This window comes from Halobellus litoreus, from assembly GCF_024464595.1.
In the GTDB taxonomy this organism is placed as follows: Archaea; Halobacteriota; Halobacteria; order Halobacteriales; family Haloferacaceae; genus Haloquadratum; species Haloquadratum litoreum.
In genome coordinates, this window is sequence record NZ_JANHAW010000006.1 from 1 (window position 1) to 17,615 (window position 17,615).

The following is a 17,615-nucleotide window of genomic DNA, read 5'->3' on the forward strand; positions in this document are numbered from 1 at the left end:
CACTTTGTATCACTGGTATTACAATAGCTGTCTGAGGAGATAACCGTGCCGCTAGTGCCGCCACTCGCCAATCATACTGTCCTCGTCCCTGTCCAGATGATCCAGATGAGCTCGTCATATTGCCCGGTAGTCGAGAAACAAAATTGTCCGCAGCCGACCAGGTGTGTCTGGGCTGTGGACTACCTGATCGGATTCCGACCGAGCACTGTCGAAATCCTGGCGAGCACGCTCAAGAGGGGGCGCTGCAGCCACCATGGGACCACCGCGAGACGCACGTCCGCCCGGTATTGGGATAGCACCGCCGCCACCGCGAGTAAGTCCGGTTCCCTGCCTGCACTGGCTTCATAGAGCGCCCGAATCGCGGCTTCGAATTCGCCTGGCGGGCGTAGCGTCGTCCGAACGACAAGCGTGTCGGTGCCGCTGTTCCGGATACTATGGGCCTCGCCGATCTCGATAGTCAGCGACTCGCCAGGAAGCAGCGTGTAGGTTTCGCCGCGTACCGTTAAGTCGGCCCGACTTGCTATGACCTCCGAGTGAGCCTCCGCTCGCGGGTGAAGACGGGCGGGCCCACTGTCTATTCCCGGTGGAAGAAGACCTTCCATCAGCAAGTACGCGCCCTGTTCGTCAACCCGGTGTTCAAGGAACGTGATAGACGCGCCCGTCGACACGTCCTCAATGGTATTCGGATACCCAGGTAGATCGTCGCTCCTAGATCCATCTGGTGCCATCGACTGTTGCGTATCTGCCCGAGATTCCATCCGGTCTAGTAGCACTCCGGCAAGCCTAACCATTCCGCACATTCTGTCCCATACGTACTCATCTCAGTCCGTTTGATTTGGACGAGTCGCTCATTAGCGTCGTAACAAGTACCCGGAACCGACGATGGTAGCAACAAATCTCTACCCGACGGTTATGCATATCTAATGCAACTACCAGCTGACACAAACGGTTATATCGTCTCACATCCTCCATCTCTAGCGATCCTTAGTAGACACACACAGTTGATTGGACTGCGATTCTCGTCATATCGCCACCCCAGTATCTGGTGTCGCTCAGGTAGGATTCCAAGAGGTACACCTAATGGCAACTACAACCGCAGAGCCCGTCGGTGTCGAGCAGACGCCGAACAAACGACCGATCTCAACCAAGACGATAGCCCGAATAACCGGGCTTCTCTATCTACTGATCTTCGTCACTGCTGGCTTCAGCGAGGGGTTCGTTCGCGCCTCGCTCATCGTCCCGGGCGATGCGACAGCGACTGCCGCAAACATCGTCGCTGCTGAGCAACTGTTTCGGCTCGGTATCGTCAGCGACTTGATCGCCTTTTCAGCTGACGCTGTCGTGGCTGTCCTGCTCTACATCCTCCTCAAGCCGGTGAGCCGAACGCTCGCACTGCTGGCCGCATCCTTACGCCTGATTGCCCACCCGGCGATAGCGAGCATCAATATGCTCAACCAGTACATGGCACTCCAGCTGCTGCGCGGGGAGGAGTACTTGACCGTCTTCAGTCCCGAACAAATTGACGCGCTCGTCTTGCTCTTCCTCACCGCACACGCATACGGCTACCTGATCGGTGGGATATTCTTCGGACTGCACCTCATCGTCTTGGGATACCTGCTCTATAGATCCAGCCTGTTTCCAGCGATTCTCGGTGCGTTGGTAGCACTCGCGGCAGTCGGGTACCTGACGGAGAGCTTCACATTCTTCCTCGTCCCCGCCTACGAACCGGTCGCCGCCACGATTGTCATCGTGACTGCCGTCGTCGGTGAAATCGCGCTCGCCCTGTACCTCGTGGTCAAGGGCGTCAGGACGGAGCGGCCAGCTACCCAGGAGGCTGTCCAATGACGACCGCGAAACAGCGGCCCGAATCGCCCCACTCGACGACCGGTCACAAACCGACCACGATGATGGCGGTCGTCTACTCGGAATACGGAGGCCCTGAGGTGCTCCGAGTGGACGAGGTGGAACTGCCCACGCCGGGCGACGATGATGTCCTGGTTCGCGTGATGGCTCGATCCGTTAACGCTGGTGACTGGCACCTGCTACGCGGAACGCCGTTCCTCGTCCGCCTCGTGTACGGCGGCTACCGCAAACCGAAGTTCCCCATCCTGGGCGTCGACGTCGTGGGACGGGTCGAAGCAGTCGGCAAGAACGTCGCTGACTTCCAGTCGGGTGACGAAGTCGTCGCCGATCTCTCCAAGAACGGGTTTGGCGGGTTCGCAGAGTACGTCAGTGTCCCGGCCAGCGCTATCGTACACAAGCCGGCCCCGGTCTCGTTCGAAGCGGCAGCGGCGACCCCAACTGCAGGTGTTGCCGCCCTACAGGCGCTCCGGGGTGTCGGGAAGCTCCAATCGGGTGAAGCCGTCCTCGTCAACGGTGCGTCGGGAGGTGTGGGAACCTTCGCCGTGCAGATCGCCAAGTTCCTCGGCGCAGAGGTCACAGCGGTGTGTAGCACAGCGAAGATGAAGACTGTCCGCGCTATCGGGGCGGACCACGTCATCGATTACACGCAGGAGGATGTCACCGAACGCGAGGCAGAATACGACCTCATCCTGGACGCGGCAGGGACCCATTCAATGCGAGCGTACGCACGCGTCCTTCGCCCGACGGGACGGTACGTCTTCGTTGGAGGACCCACGCGACGATTCGTGACCGCACTCCTCGCGGGCCCAATGCTCTCTATGACGGGCGAACAACGGTTCCGTACCTTCATGCTCAACCCCGCCCAGGACGATTTAGCATTCGTGATGGGGCTCCTCGAATCCGGTGATGTTGAGCCCGTTATCGACCGACAGTATCACTTGGACGAGATACCAGCAGCCATTCAGTATCTTGAAGCAGGTCGTGCTACTGGTAAAGTCGTCATCGTGTAGAAATTCGAGATATACGTAATAATTATCTCTGATGAGTTCGGAAATGAAACCGACTAGGAGAGCCGTTTAGATGCCAACAGAAACCGAGGTTGACAAACCCCTGAACCTCAGAGTCGATTACTGCATTGCGTGCATACAGAGCGCACGTCAGCTACTGTCGCTATGGCTTATCCGTTGAGCGATACCGGGTTCGTCAGCCTGAAAGCGGTCGCGCTTCTGTTCCTCCAGTCAGTTGTTCTCGGCCGAAGTAGCGGCCGTCTGGTGCCAATTCGTGAGGGCCAACCGGTCGCCTACTGTCGGTTGGTCTTCAGGCTGCTTCGACCGCCTCGCCTATTCGCTCCTCAACGAACACAGCGAACTCACCGGCAAACGACGCGACCGATTCCCAGTCGGTGAGTTCGGCGTCTCCTGCCTCATCCATCTCGAATTCCTGGTTTCTCACGATGAATTTCAGCAGCGCTCGCTTGAGAAAGCCGTACTCTGAGAAGCGTAGCGCGCCGCCGAAGAGAGCGATTCTGTCGGGCTGCCAGTTCGTGTCGTCGATAAACTTGTCGAGATATCCCGTCGCCTCCGCGAGCCCCTCTTCATTCTTCGCTCCGGACGCACCGGAGACTTGGAAGAATCCGTTCGGCTTTCTCACCAGTACGTCGCGGTTCGTTTTGACCCACCTCCGAACTGACTTCTGTTGTCTCCCATAGTGGACTGACGCGCCGACCAAGACGGCGTCAAACTCGTCGAGATTGAGTTCGGAATCGATATCTATGACGTTCACCGTCGTCGCCTCGTGGCCGCGGGCTCTGAATTCCGCCGTGATGCTGTCGGCTATCTTCGCGGTCTGTCCCTCGCCAGTTCCAAACACAGTAATGATAGTGGCCATACCTGCAATAACGTCGTCATCAATCAAATACTAGCTCCAGATTCTCGTGGCCAAACAACCTGTCACTGATGCTCTACGCTGCGTAATTATTCTGATTTTTTATCGAGCGGAACTCTACAGTGGATCCTCTCACTCACTTCATCCTCTGTACGCAGCAGTAGCTCGACAAAATACTCGGAGTCTGCCAGGAGGACGCGACCGACTCAGCACGCGTACTACACGACCATTCCCGGTGAGCAAAGCCGTGACCTCGTCCGTAATAGTGAGGAAATGGGACACGAGAAAAGAGAGTTCGTAAGAAACGGGTACCTCCGAAAGACCACATCACAGCCGCCGCTTGTTGTTCCCATCGTATGCTCGGAGGTCCTGCGCCGCGAGTTTGACCGTTCGCTCGATCCGCTTTTGCCTGGTCTCGTCCGTCTTAGCCTCCTCGACGGCCGCGATGAAAGCATACTGGTCCGTATTCGAGAAGTTCTGGAAGTTCTCCCAGGCGGTTTCGTCCGCACACAGCGCTGCCTCAAGTTCGGCCGGGACTTTGTGGTCGTCCCCGAGGCGATAGGCAGCCGCCCACTCGCCCGTTTCCTTCGCCACTTCGACGAGTTCCATTCCGGCCGGGGTCATCTTTCCCGCCTGGATCATCGCGCCGACCCGCTCCTTGTTCGCCTTCGACCACTTGCTGTCGGGGCTCCTGGGCGTGAACCGACGGGTGTACGTCTCATCGTTGATGCCTTTGACCAGGCCATCGACCCACCCGAAGCAGAGCGCTTCCTCAACTGACTCGTCGTAGTCGATACCGACTCGCTCGGCATCGGCCTTGTAGTAGCCGACCCACAGCTCCTCTGCCGTGTCGTGGTGCTCTTCTAGCCAGGTACGGAACCCGTTCTGAGACTCGAAGAACAGTGGGTCCATACAGTAAGAAAGGCATCATACATCAAGAACCCTACTCTTAACGTGGGCGCTAATGGGGATTCATAGAGGATTCGTGGTGGGATAATGTCTACAGTAACACCGTCGCTACTACTGACCGCCCCGAACACGTCTTGGCATAGCGACCTCCCGTGCTGAATTCGCGCTGTGTATTCAGCAGATCGCTCTCAACACAATCCTATTTTGACAGAAACTTCAGCGGTCAACTCGCACGTACTATAGACCGGATGATTCGTTCACAATCCAGTGGAAACAACACCTTACGAGAGGCCCTACGACACCTTCGGATCTATATTAAAATTCGTCTCCCCCTCCCACAAAAATAGTTATCAATCCAAATCAGCCACCAGGAGGTCGTTATACCTTATCGAGATATCTCCTCCGTTGTTCCATCTTCTCCTTCTGTGATCGTTGGTCGTAGTGCTGGTCGATGATATCCTTCGTTACGTTTGCCCGATCACTGACCGCGGTCTCTGGCACGTCACTTTGTAGGAAGTGCGTGATCGCTCCACGGCGAAACGGGTGCGGGCTGACGCTTGAAGGGCACTTTGACGAGGAATTCAACTCTGCCGCCTCGCAGTCGCTTTCGTCGCGGCCGTGAGGGCATTCCTGTCCGTACTTACAGGGACGGGTTATCTGGTAGCAGTACGTCCGTATCGTCGCCTTGCCAACCCGCCCGTGATTCGTCGAGAGGAGTGGCTCCCGGCCATAGTCGTCGGTCACATCGGGCCGCTTCTCGCGGATCCAGTCGTCGAGCACGAGACAGACCTCGTTTGAGACGGCGATGATGCGCTCTCCCTGGCGCTTGTTTTTGAGTGGCGTGTCGGTTTCGGGCTGGTGCCGAAGCGTCAGCGATTGCTCTTCCGGATCGTAGTCTTCGATATCAAGGGCACGGACGGACCCCATCCGGAGCATCGTATGCCAGAGGAGCGTCACGGTCACGTGCCGGAGAGAGGCGTGTTCGTACCGCTTGAGATACGTCAGTATCGCCTCGGCGTCATCCGCCTCAAGCATCACGTCGCGGCTGTTCTCCTCCGGCGTGACATCCGGCGAACGGACCTTCTTGTGGAGGTCCTGCTCCACGGCATCGATCGACTCCAGCCACTTGATGAAGACGCGGAGCGTATCCATCTGTGTCTTCTCGCTCACCTTCGTAAGGTCGCCGACGTTACGCCGCCAGAGCCTGAATTCCTGGAGCTTCCGGCCGGTCAGATTGTTTAGATTCTCTATGTTGCGTTCTTCACACCAGTCAAGGAGGAAGCCTAAACGCGATCTGTGGGCGGCTAGCGTCGCGTCCGCAACCGATGTTTCTTTCTCTGCGATGTACAGCTCGAACGCCGTGTCGGGATCGATTGGTTCGAGTTTCATAGCTCGATCTCGAACCGCCCGAAGGCGCGGCCTTTGGACACCCGCGCAGCGAATCACCAATTATTCAGCACTGTCTGTTGTATCCCGTCGGGTCCGTTCGGTTTCTGAACGGAGTAGAGTCAAGGGACGGCGTAGACTCGGGTGAGTTGCCAGCGCTGATGGGCTCCGTCGTACCCAGTCATCGTCGTCTGACGCCAACGAAGTACGCTGGATTGCTACTCCAGCGACGCTCGAACACCGTCCGAACGGCGAAGACGGTTTCCCACCCGTCGGCGGCCCGGAATCGAGTTCTGAGTTCGTCGACCGAGATCCCGTACACTTGCCGGTCGTCGCTCCGGGCGTCACCGAGGACGCAGTACAGACCGCCGCTCGGGACGACCGCCGCCAGGCCGTCGACGAAGCGATCCCGTTCGCGGTCACCGAGAACGTGGAACATCGCCGAATCGACGACCGTCCGGAACGAGAACCCGATCTCCCCGAGTCCGTCGAGGTTCAGCGCGTCCCAGACCAGAAAGAAGGCGGGGATCCGCCGCCAGCGCGCCTTCTCGGTGGCCTGCTGAACGGCGAGCCGCGAGAGGTCGATCCCGAGTACCTCGTACCCCTGTCGCGCGAGAAACAGCGAGAGTTCGCCGGTGCCGCAACCGACGTCGAGGACCGGACCGCGGACGAGTCCGGCTTCGACGAGGTCCACGAAGGCCCGCTGCGGCCGGCCGATGTCCCAGTTCGGAACGCCGGCGTAGGCCGCGTCATACACGTGAGCGACGGGTCGATCGGATGGGGTCCGAGCCGTCGTCATCTACCCGTCACCCGCCGGAGATTCCATAGTGAACTGTTGGGGCAGCGGTCACGTAGTGATTCCGCCGCGCGAACCGCCAGTGCTCCGGTCCCGGCAGTCGGGTTCGCGGAGGGAGTCCCGAGCGCGACCTCCGTCCGGAAGTCGTCGCCCCCGCAGCCGAGAACCTCCCGTCCGACGAGGAGCGGTCGCGGGGCGACTCAGTACGGGCGGCGATCCGAGTCGTCTTCGTCGCGCTGCCGAACAGCGTCCTGCCGCCGACGGGCCCGGTCGAGGAACTCCTGCGGGAGGGATTCGATGTCGCCGGCCTGTACGCGCCAGAAATTAGCGTAGAGGCCGTCCGCAGCGAGCAGTTCCTCGTGCGTCCCGCGTTCGACGAGTCGCCCGTCGTCCAAGACGAGGATTCGATCGGCCCGACGCACCGTCGAGAGGCGGTGGGCGATGACGAACGTCGTTCGATCGCGGGCGAACTCGGCGAGGCTCTGCTGGATGAGCGCCTCGGTCTCGGTGTCGACGTGGCTGGTGGCCTCGTCCAGAACGAGGATCTCGGGATCCTTGAGAATCGTCCGGGCGAGGGCGAGGCGTTGTCGCTGCCCGCCCGAGAGTTTGACCCCGCGCTCGCCGACCAGCGTGTCGTACCCGTCGGGGAGAGCCTCGATGAATTCGTGGGCCCGGGCGCGCCGAGCCGCCTCCCGCATTTCGTCGTCGCTGGCGTCGAAGCTGCCGTATCTGATGTTTTCGGCCACCGACCCGTAGAAGAGCGTCGGCTCTTGACTGACGTATCCGATGGCCCGTCGGAGGCCGTCGAGCCGTACGGTTCGGACGTCTCGGCCGTCGATGCGGATCGATCCCGCGTCGACGTCGTAGAGCCGCGGGAGGAGTTTCAGCAGGGTCGATTTGCCCGCGCCGGTGGGGCCGACGATCCCGACCGTTTCGCCGCCCGCGGCGGTGAAGGACACGTCCGAAATGATCTCGTCGTCGCCGTAGCCGAACGAGACGGCATCGTACTCGACGCGGCCGTCGACGACGCTGAGCGGGTCTGCGTCCGCTGCGTCGCGTATCGCTGGGTCCAACCGCAGCAGCCGCGCCACGCGAGTGCCGGCGGCCTTCGCCCGCTCGTAGTCGTCGACGACGCTGCCGAACTGGACAATCGGCCAGAGATACTGTTGTGCGTAGATGACGAACGTGACGAACGCGCCGGGCGTCAGAGCGGCGGTCAACCCGAACGGCGGGCCGGTGAGCACCCAGAGCCCACCCGCGAGGAACGTGATCGCAAATCCGACCCCGGCGATGATCGTCAGCCCCGGGAAGTACGTGATCTGGACTCTGACCGCGGCCAGGTTGGCGCCCAGGTAGTCCCGTGACGCGGCTTCGACACGCGCCTCCTCGTACGCCTCCGCGCGCTCGGTCTTGATCGCCTCGATGCCGCTGATGTTGTTTTCGAACCGGGCGTTCAGGTCGCTGATCTCCCCGCGGATCTGGAGATACCGCGGTTCGATCACGCGCGTGAACACGAGCGTGAAGACGGCCAAGAACGGAATCGGCAGGAGCGTCACGAGAGCCAGCGGCAGGTTCAGCGAGACGAGGATCGCGCCGATACCGGTGAACGTCGCGGTGATCCAGAAGATCGAGCTCAACCCGTCTTCGAGAAACGTCTCCAGCGCGTTGACGTCGTTGTTGAGAATGCTCATCAGCTCACCGGTCCGTTGACCGGTGAAGTACGCGAGATCGAGTCGCTGCATTCGGGCGTAGGCGTCGACCCGCAGTTCGTGTTGGATGCGCTGGGCGAAGACGCTCCACCCCCAGTCCTCGAACCACGACGCGACCGCGCCGAGAAGCGTCGCCGCGAGCAACAGGCCGATCGAGAACCAGAGTTGCTCCGCGGGCGAAGCCGGAATCCACGCCGACGGGACTCCGGGGAGCCGATACGGCCGTTGGTCGAGAAAGATCGCGTCGACGGCGAGGCCGATGACGAAGGCGGGGATCAGCCCGAGAGCTCGCCCGATGATCGTATTGCCGGCCCCGAGTAGCGCGAATCGGAGGTTTCCCCGGCCGTATCGGCCGTAGAGCTCCCACACGGGATTTCTCGTCGCAGCGGGAGCGAGATCCTCCCCGGCGTCGCTCGCCATACGCGTCATTCGGAGCGACACCACATCACTCTGTGGAGCGGTCCGGGAGGGGCAATCGCGCGGTGGCGTCGGCAAAGCGTGTCGTTCGACGAGGGACGTCGGGAGACCGCCCACTGCCGGTGACGGGCGAGGTCAGTGCGCGAACTCGACACCGCGAATTTCGAACCGCGCGCCGCCCGCGGACCCCGCCGTGAGATCGATCTCCCACCCGTGTTCCGCGACGATCTGCTCGACGATGTTCAGTCCGAACCCGGTTCCGCGGTCGGCCGTCGAGTGACCCATCTCGAACACGTCCGAGCGGCGGTCCGGCGGAATACCCGGACCGTCGTCTTCGACGTAGAAGCCGTCGTCCAGGTCACCGACGGTGACCGCGACCCCCTCGCCGCCGTGTTCGACCGCGTTCCGAAAGAGGTTCTCGAACAGTTGCTGGAGGCGGCTCCGATCTCCCGTGATCGTCCGGCTCATCTCGGCCTGAAGCGTCGCGTCCGCGGTCGCGACGTTCCGCCAGCAGGTGTCGAGAAACGGCCGCAGATCGACCGGTTCAGTCTCCGTCACGCTGGTCCCGTTGCGTGCGAGCGTGAGCAGGTCGTCGATCAGGGCGTTCATTCTCGTGTGCGTTCGCTCGACGGCGTCGAGGTGTTCGCTGTCGCACTCCTCCTGGGCGAGTTCCAGCCGCCCCTCCGCCACGTTGAGGGGGTTGCGGAGGTCGTGACTGACGACGGACGCGAACTCGGCCATCTGCCGCTCGCGCTGTTTGCGGTCGGAGATGTCGCGGGCGATACTCAACACCGCCGTCTCGCCCTGATAGGAGATCAGACTGGAGTTGATCTCGACGGGGATCTGTTCGCCCGCGGCGGTCTCGTGAACCGTCTCGAAGACCTGCATCTCTTCGTCGGGCATCGCCTCGACGAGCGCCGTGATCTCGCCGTCCGCGAGGCTGGCGTCGATGTCGTGCGGCCCCATCGAGAGCAGCTCCGGTCGCGAGTAGCCGAGGGTGTCGACCGCGGCGTCGTTGACCGCGCGGAACTGTTCGTCGAGGCCGATGACCCAGGCGGAGTCGTTCATTCCGTTGAAGAGTTCCGAGGCGTCCTCGCGGGCCCGCCGGAGTTGCCGCTCGCGTCGCCGCTGCTCGGTGACGTCCTGGACGGCACCGCGGAGCGTCACGACCTCGCCGTCCGCGACCGTCGGGACGCCCTGGACGCGGAGCCAACGGGTCTCGTCGTCCCGGCTCCGAAACCGGACTTCGATGTCGAACGCCTCCCCGCTGTCGAGCGCCGTCTCGACGGCGTCGGCGACGGTCTGGCGATCGTCCTCGTGATAGACGTCGAGCGCCAGGTCCAGTGAAACCTCGGTCTCGCGGCTCACGCCGAACAGGTCGTAGAGCTGTTCGGTCCAGAACACCTCTCGCGTGTCGGGGTCGAGTTCCCAACCGCCGACGTCCGCGATGCGTTCGGTTCGTTCGAGCAGTTCGCGCATCCGCTCGAACTCGCGCTCGCGGTCGCGCCGGTCGGTGATGTCGCGGGTCACGCCGACGATGCCCTCAGCCGGGTCGTCCGCGACGAGCGGGGTGAGTCGGTACTCGAGTACCGCGGGGCCGTACTCGCCGATCGGTACCTCGATCTCGCCGCGGAGTTCCGCCCGGTCGCCGTCGAGGAGTTCGCGGTAACGGTCCCCGTCCGGGCCGTCTCTGATCTCGGAGATGAGCGTGCTCTGCCGGCCTTCGAGTTCGTGCGTGGGCGAGCCGTAGAGTTCGGCCATCCGTTCGTTGACGAGCTCGAAGCGACCGTCAGAATCGTAGATACAGGCGGCCTCCTGCATCGTGTTCACCATCTGCTCGTAGCGTCGGAGCGTCCGCTCACGGGCGCGCCGCTCGCTGATGTCCCGTGAGATGACGATGAAGCGGTCCGCCTCGTCCTCGTCTGTCGGCAGTCGGGTGAGGTGGACCTTCACCGGGAAGCGCTCGCCGTCTGCGCGTCCGAACTCCGTTTCGACCTCGTGGCGCTCGCCGACCGCCATCCCGTCCCAAGTCTCACGGAGTTCGTCGGGGTCGCTCTCCCGGTCGACGTCCCAGACCTTCGTTCCGAGCAGTTCCTCCCGGGACTGATCGAACACCTCACAAAACCGCTGGTTCACGTCGATTATCGTCCCCTCGTCGGTGTGGACGTCGATCATATCCGGGGAGTTCTCGAACAGCGCTTCCAGTCGGGCGGTGGTCCGTTCGAGTCGTTCTTCGCGCTCCTTTCGCTCGGTGACGTCGGTGATGAACCCCTCCAGCGCGATCAGCGAGCCGTCGTCGTCGTAGACGCCGCCTCCCCGTTCCCACACCCACCTGGTGTCCCCGTCGTCGGTGACGATCCGATAGGTGATCTCGAACGCTCCGTCAGCCGCGAGTGCGTCCTGTACCGTCTCCCACACCCGCTCGCAGTCGTCGGGATGGATGATCTCCGCGCCCCACTTCACCTCGTTCCGTTCCAGTTCGCCGGCGGTGTGACCGGTGAGCGACTGAACCTCGCCCTCGACGGTCTCCATCGGCCACGGCGGATCGTTCCGGCAGCGATAGACCATCCCCGGGAGGTTGCCGATGAGCGTCTCCAGGCGGCGGGTCCGTTCGGTCAGGAGCCGGTGGGACTCGTGCGCGTCGACGGCGTTGACGATCCTGTTGGCGAGCAGTTCGTACTGCTCGGAGCCGGTTCCCTTCTGGAGGTAGTCGGTCACGCCGGCGGAGATGGCGTCGCTGGCGACTTCCTCGGACCCCTTTCCCGTGTAGAGGATGAACGGGAGGTCCGGGTACTCCTCGCGGACGGCTTCGAGCAGTTCGATGCCGTCTGCCCCCGGCATATCGTAATCCGAGACGATACAGTCGACGTCGTGGTCGGCGAGAACGTCGCGTCCTTCGGCCGCGCTATCCGCTGCTCGCACGGCGATCCGGGAGTCGACGCGTTCGAGAAACGTCGCCGCCAGATCCGTGAAATCGGGATCGTCGTCGACGTGGAGGACGTCGATCGTATCGGAGCTGTCGGTCATACGTACATACTCGTTGGGGCAGCCTCACGCGGCGGAAACTTAAGCGGTCGTCTTCGTGAATGTCGAGTGACCAGTTTCGCTCGTCGCGCGCGGACGCGGGAGCCGGGGCGCGGTCCGTGGTCACGATGCGTTGTGTGAATTTCACGTGTGTTTATATCCGGACCGTGGCTCGAACCCGAACGTGACACAGGCCCTTTCGCTGCAGTTCGTCGTCGCGGTGCTTCTGTGGGTCGCGCTGGGGGTGTACGGCGTGTCCGCGCTCTGGTGGCTGATCGACGACTGACGGTCGTCGCGATTCCCGACGGGGAGCGTCTCGTGCCGAAACCGGAGTGAGAGAACCAAGGGCCGACGGGTCAAAGACCGCGCCGCCGGACCAGCGCCAGCGCGAGGCCCCCGAAAATAGCCGCGCCGGCCAGCAGCCGCAACTGGAACCGAACCGGGTCGGTCGCGATCCGTGCGGTGAGGACGGCGAGCCCCGCGACCGCGAGCAGGAACCAGACGAGCGCGTAGCTTCGGCCCTTGACGTCCCGGTCCTCGTATCTGGAGACGTACGGGAGCAGCGTCGGGAACACGGTGATGAATCCCAGAACGATCGGAAGATTTGCGGACTCGAAAAGCGCCCACACCGACGGCGACCCGCCCGCGGTCGCGACGGTGAGCGTCCGCGCGAGGAACCAGACCGACACGGTCTCGGCGTACAGGCCGACGGCGATCCAGAGATTCTCGTGCGTCAGCGGTTGGGACTCTCCGGAGTGGTTCGCGACCCACCAGCCGAGGCCGAGGAGCAGCGGCCAGCAGAGCGCGAACCCGTATTCGACCGGCGAGATCCCGGCAGCCGGGACGCCGAAGGCGTAGGCGGCCGACGCGACGACCGTGGCGAGCGGCAGGGCGACGAATCCGGCGGGGCGGGCGATCGGCTCGCCCTCGGCCGTCGCTCTGCCCTCCCAGACGTCGAGGAAGTGGGGCAACCGCTGGAGTTCGCGGACCCACAGCCAGAGGAAGAATCCCCCGGCGAACCCGAGCATCGCGACCAGGCCGACCAGGTTCCAGAGCGTGACCCACGCGTCGAGACCGAGTCCGAGTATCGGCCCGCCGAGGAGGGCGAGCGCCGGCCCCGCCACCTGCGATCCGAGCGTCACCGCGAAGAAGAGATACCCCGCCGCGATGAACGCGCCGAGGACGACGAACGTGGTCAGAAAGAGCCCCTGAACGCTCCTGGAGGCGTTCTCCAGCGAGTCCAGTAAGTACCGCTCCAGGTCGAACTCGACGTCCAGCACCTGCCCGCGACTCGGGCCGATCGTCAGCCGTGGCGAGACGGCTGCCACCACCGCCCAGCCCAGAAACAGTAGGTCCGGAAGCGGATAGGCGTAGACGAACAGTTGCGACACGACGCCAGCGAGAAACACCGGGAAGACCAACAGGACGCCGAGCGCGGCGAGGTACGCCGCGCGGCCGGCGACGCCGACGAGACCCTCGCGGGCGAAGTCGGCGCGGAGTTCCGCGGAGACGTCCTGGTGGGGCGAGACGAGTTGGAGGACCTCGACGCCGCGCCCCTCCGGATCGAACAGCGACCAGCCGCGGACCCGACTCAGATACCACAACACCGCCCCCGCGCTCGCGATCATCAGCGCCCCGATGCCGGCCGTGAGCCGAGCGCCCTCGGCGAACTCGAAGAGGAGCCCCGCGCTCACCGCCGAGGCGGCGAAGAGCAGTCGGAACCCGCGTGCCTCGGACGGCAGCCAGTCGAGGTACGTGTAGACCAGCGGGGCGAACGTGTAGAACACCATCGCGAACAGCAGCCACGTCGTCGCCGCCGCGACAGACGCCGGGCCGACGGCACCGCCGACGAGCGAGATCAGCGGGACGAGAACGTCTTCGGGGAGCCGAGCCAGCAGATCAGTGACGGCCGCGCCGCCGATCCAGACTTTCGGCGACCGCAGGGCCGACGAACCGAACCCGGGAGCCATTGCGGTGGCGTTGACGGGTCCGGACCATCAATGTTGACTCGGCGGGGACGCTATTCGAGGTAGCCGAGGTCTTCGAGCCGGTTTTCGAGGTCCTCGTCGAGTTCGACCGCCGACAGGGTCTCGCTGACCTGTTCGTTGCGAACGCGGACGACGTCGAGCAGTTGTAGCGCCGTCCGGATCTTGTAGTGGATCTCCTCGTCGTCCGTCCGCTCGATGACGCTTTCGAGCAGCGTGCGGATCGTCTCGGACGTTTCCTGTGTCATTAAATCGAGTTCGTAGTCGACGAATAAAAAGTGCCGTTAATCGGCACGAAAATTCGTCCCCACCACTCCGGGCGATGCGAGGGGGCCGAGTCCAGTCCACGGTGGTGCACAATGAGTTCTCTCGCATTTTACCGCCGAGCGCCACCCCGCTGACGACGCTCGGCGGTGAGAGACGAGAGTACGCAGTATCAGTCGAACTCGTAGAAGACGACGCCGCAGGTCTCACACGCCAGTACCGCTGTCGCGCGTTCGACAGTTCCCGAGAGCGTGTGACCGCAGCAGTCCTCGGGCGTGGTCTCGACAATGTCGTCCGCACAGACCGGACACGTTTCGAGAAAGGCACAGAGGGCGCGCGCGGCCGGGGCCCGGAGTTCGGGCGGGAAGTCGGTGTCGGCGAGTGCGCGAACCGCCGCGACCTCCGCGACCGCGACCGGTCGCCGGAGCCACGTGGTCGACCCGTCGACGTCGGTGACGACCAGGAACGTCTCCGATCCCGTTCGCTCGATCCGCGCCGATTCGACGCGGCCGATCGCGTCACGGACGGCATCGGCGAGTTGGTCGTCGACCCCGGAGACCCGGTCGTCCGAGTCCGCAGCGAGCGCGTCCATCTCGCTCCGCCACGCCGACGCGAACGCTTCGGTCGGTTCTAGGCGTTCGCCATCGAACTCGACGACGCCGGCCGCGACGAGTTCGCGGAGGATTTCATCTCCGTCGACGCCGTCGACGTCGGTGCCGTCGAGTTCGCCGAGCGTCTCCGAGGGGGTCGCGTGCGCGAAGTAGTCGCCCGGGACCCACGAGACGAGTCGGGGCGCAAAGCGAGGCGTGTACGGAACGAGATACCCGCGCAGCCAGATGACGGCGAGGCCGACGATCGCGAGGGCGAGCGCGATCGCGGGCGCGACGAGCGCGACGGCCCCGACGAATACGGCCAGGATCATCACGTTGACGACCGTACACGGCCAGCAGCGGCTGTCGCCGGTGTGTTCGGGCCGACGGAGTCGGGAGAGCGGGGTCATCGGCCGAAGCGGGGAGCCGCCCTCATTCCGCCGCCACCTCGTCGAGCGCTTCGAGCACGCCGTCGGCGAAGGCGCCCTCGGTTTGGACGTCGGCCCGTTCGGCGGCGGTCTCGTCGGCGTTGGCGACGGCGTAGGAGCGGCCGACGACGTCGAACAGCTCCGCGTCGTTCGCGGAGTCGCCGACCGCGACGAACGCGCCCGGATCCAGGTCCAGGCGGTCGCAGACCCGCCGAAGGCCCGTCGCCTTGCTCACCGACGGCGACTTGACGTGATACGCGTACCCGGAATCGACGATAGTCTGTCCGTGCTCGGCCGCGAGGTCGTCGAGGAGTTCCAGCGGCACCGACCGCGTCACCGAGAGTTCCGTCTCCCGCCAGCGGTTGTGCATATCCGGTTCGGGCCACCCGCCGGGATAGCCCCCCTGGCGGAGTCGCTCGGCGACCTGTCGTGCCGCCGTCGCGTCGCCCGCGACGGTGAGATCGCCGTCGACGAGGATCACGCCGCCGTTCTCGGCGATCACCCGTTCTGGGATATCGAGAAACGTACACAGCGCGACGGGGTAAGCAAAGGACTTCCCGGTCGCCAACACGACCGGTGCGTCCCACCTTCGGAGCGGGGCGAACAGCCGTTCGTCGATCCCGCCCGCGGATCTGGTCATCGTCCCGTCGATGTCGATGGCGAGCGGACGACTCATCGGCCACCAGCCAGTGCCCGAGCCTTCGGCGACCGGTCGAGCGGGAGACCGGACGGCCCGGCGAGGGGCGTGCGCTGTCGGTACTGTGGCGGTCCTGCGGCAACCTCGCGAGGGTGCGTTTGTCGGTCGAATCGTGTCGGATTCATACTGTCGTGGGCGATGTACAACGGGCAGTGCGGATAAAGACGACGACGGTGGGGAGTTCGAGCCCGGCCGAGGGATCGGCCGATACCTCGGGACAGCCCCGGTATGTGACTGCGATCCCGGTACCGTGCGCCACTGTACCACCCGTGAGAGGTCGTGAGCGCCTGAAATACCCCGACGGCAGTCATCGTCTTTAGTGATACTTTTATTTCCACTTTGGGTGTAAGTAGTAACCAAAGAGTTAAGTTTTATCACTATCGATTCACGCAGTATGCGTCAGGTGGATAGACGAAAATTCGTCAGTGGCATTGGTGCTGCAACGCTTGCGGGCGTCGCAGGGTGTAGCAGTGGAGGAAGTGGCGGCGACTCCGGAGGGGACTCCGGTGGCGACTCCGGAGGAGATTCCGGTGGCGACTCCGGAGGAGATTCCGGCGGCGACAGTGGCGACGGCGACGGCGGCGACGATATGCCGGCCCATACGGACCCCTCGACGTATCCGGAGTTCGACCCGACGGACCCCGAGTTCCCGCAGTTGACCAGCACGCTGCTCGAAGCAGGGTTCGAGACCGGCGCGATGTCGGACCTCGAGCGGATGCAGGAGAACCCCCGAGACGAGCCCCGCTACGGTCAGCCCGTCGCGGAAACCCCCGACGACGAGAGTGAGTGGCTCGACCCCGACACGCTCGAGTTCTCGCTGACGCCGACGGAGGACCCGACGGTCTACGAGGACACGCTCCGCCCGCTGCTCGACAACATCGAGGAGGAGACCGGGAAGGAAGTCAACTACGCCTCCCTCGACTCCTACGCGGCGCAGGTCGAGGCGATGCGTTCAGAGCGCCTGCACCTCGCGGGCTTCTCGACGGGCGCGGTCCCGTACGCGGTGAACATCGCCAACGCGGTGCCGTTCAGCGTTCAGATCGACGGCAGCGGCGAGAACGGCTCGTTCGGCTACCGGCTCTGGCTGATCACGCAGGTCGACAATCCGGATATCGGCTCGCTCGAAGACCTGGCCGGCGACCCGATGCAGAACGTCGCGCACGCCGATCCGTCGTCGAACTCCGGCAACCTCGCGCCGCGAGCGCTCTTCGCGAACGAGGGCGTCGTTCCGGGCGAGGACTACGAAGTGAGCTACTCCGGGGGCCACCAGCAGAGTTCCCTCGGCGTCGCCAACGAGGACTACGAGGCCGCCCCGGTCTGTTCGACGTGTTACGCCCGCGTCGCACGCGACGACCAGCTTGACCCCACGCAGATCAAGGCCGTCTACGCGTCCGAGCCGTTCCCGACGACGGCGTTCTCGTACGTCAACACGCTCCACCCGGACATCCAGGAGGGCGTCCGCGCGGCGTTCCTCGATTACGACTACCAGGGCACCTCGATCTCCGAGGAGTTCGAGGGGCGCGGTACCTGGGTCGAAATCGACTACGCGACCGTGTGGGACATCATCCTCCAGATCCAGGAATCGCTCGAAGTCGAGTACGAGACGGGCAACCTCTCGGAGTAATCGACGGTTCTCCCCGTTCACTCGTTTAGTACAACAGTA

Annotated in this window: 14 protein-coding genes; 3 read left to right on the forward strand and 11 right to left on the reverse strand. The window is 63.5% G+C overall.

The window, feature by feature from the left end; translation table 11 throughout:
* Positions 1-179: 179 nt before the first annotated feature.
* Positions 180-758, reverse strand: coding sequence for a cupin domain-containing protein (locus tag NO360_RS18495; RefSeq protein WP_256309299.1), 579 nt, complete (start codon positions 756-758; stop codon positions 180-182).
* A gap of 322 nt (positions 759-1,080) precedes the next feature.
* Between NO360_RS18495 and NO360_RS18500 the strand changes: the two genes are divergently transcribed.
* Together NO360_RS18500 and NO360_RS18505 are read left to right on the forward strand one after the other, a co-directional pair.
* On the forward strand, positions 1,081-1,845 hold the full coding sequence (locus NO360_RS18500; protein ID WP_256309300.1) for a DUF4386 domain-containing protein: 765 nt from the start codon (positions 1,081-1,083) through the stop codon (positions 1,843-1,845).
* Positions 1,842-2,873, forward strand: a complete 1,032-nt coding sequence (locus NO360_RS18505; protein ID WP_256309301.1) for an NAD(P)-dependent alcohol dehydrogenase — start codon at positions 1,842-1,844, stop codon at positions 2,871-2,873. The genes NO360_RS18500 and NO360_RS18505 overlap by 4 nt, the downstream gene beginning before the upstream one ends.
* A gap of 307 nt (positions 2,874-3,180) precedes the next feature.
* Here NO360_RS18505 and NO360_RS18510 read toward each other — a convergent pair whose 3' ends face one another.
* From NO360_RS18510 to NO360_RS18555, 10 genes are all read right to left on the reverse strand, one after another.
* On the reverse strand, positions 3,181-3,750 hold the full coding sequence (locus NO360_RS18510; RefSeq protein WP_256309302.1) for a flavodoxin domain-containing protein: 570 nt from the start codon (positions 3,748-3,750) through the stop codon (positions 3,181-3,183).
* A 324-nt stretch (positions 3,751-4,074) separates the two neighbouring features.
* Positions 4,075-4,659, reverse strand: a complete 585-nt coding sequence (locus NO360_RS18515; protein ID WP_256309303.1) for a YdeI/OmpD-associated family protein — start codon at positions 4,657-4,659, stop codon at positions 4,075-4,077.
* 375 nt (positions 4,660-5,034) lie between these two features.
* Positions 5,035-6,045 (reverse strand): tyrosine-type recombinase/integrase, encoded by a 1,011-nt coding sequence (locus tag NO360_RS18520; RefSeq protein WP_256309304.1) that lies wholly within the window; start codon positions 6,043-6,045, stop codon positions 5,035-5,037.
* Positions 6,046-6,223: 178 nt separating this feature from the next.
* Positions 6,224-6,841 (reverse strand): class I SAM-dependent methyltransferase, encoded by a 618-nt coding sequence (locus NO360_RS18525; RefSeq protein ID WP_256309305.1) that lies wholly within the window; start codon positions 6,839-6,841, stop codon positions 6,224-6,226.
* 197 nt (positions 6,842-7,038) lie between these two features.
* Positions 7,039-8,967, reverse strand: a complete 1,929-nt coding sequence (locus tag NO360_RS18530; RefSeq protein ID WP_256309306.1) for an ABC transporter ATP-binding protein — start codon at positions 8,965-8,967, stop codon at positions 7,039-7,041.
* 132 nt (positions 8,968-9,099) lie between these two features.
* The gene (locus NO360_RS18535) at positions 9,100-11,991 is read right to left on the reverse strand and encodes a hybrid sensor histidine kinase/response regulator (RefSeq protein WP_256309307.1); all 2,892 of its coding nucleotides are present in this window, start codon (positions 11,989-11,991) and stop codon (positions 9,100-9,102) included.
* Between the two features lie 353 nt (positions 11,992-12,344).
* On the reverse strand, positions 12,345-13,958 hold the full coding sequence (locus NO360_RS18540) for a hypothetical protein (protein ID WP_256309308.1): 1,614 nt from the start codon (positions 13,956-13,958) through the stop codon (positions 12,345-12,347).
* Positions 13,959-14,008: 50 nt separating this feature from the next.
* The gene (locus NO360_RS18545; protein WP_256309309.1) at positions 14,009-14,221 is read right to left on the reverse strand and encodes a hypothetical protein; all 213 of its coding nucleotides are present in this window, start codon (positions 14,219-14,221) and stop codon (positions 14,009-14,011) included.
* A gap of 188 nt (positions 14,222-14,409) precedes the next feature.
* Positions 14,410-15,237 carry a DUF8054 domain-containing protein gene (locus tag NO360_RS18550; protein WP_465260955.1) on the reverse strand — a complete coding sequence of 276 codons (828 nt, stop codon included), beginning with the start codon at positions 15,235-15,237 and terminating at the stop codon, positions 14,410-14,412.
* Positions 15,238-15,259: 22 nt separating this feature from the next.
* Positions 15,260-15,931, reverse strand: a complete 672-nt coding sequence (locus tag NO360_RS18555; protein ID WP_256309312.1) for an HAD hydrolase family protein — start codon at positions 15,929-15,931, stop codon at positions 15,260-15,262.
* 415 nt (positions 15,932-16,346) lie between these two features.
* On the opposite strand from NO360_RS18555, the gene phnD reads away from it, so the two are divergent.
* Entirely contained in the window at positions 16,347-17,576 is a 1,230-nt protein-coding gene (phnD, locus tag NO360_RS18560; RefSeq protein WP_345780227.1) for a phosphate/phosphite/phosphonate ABC transporter substrate-binding protein, read from the forward strand.
* Positions 17,577-17,615 lie beyond the last annotated feature (39 nt).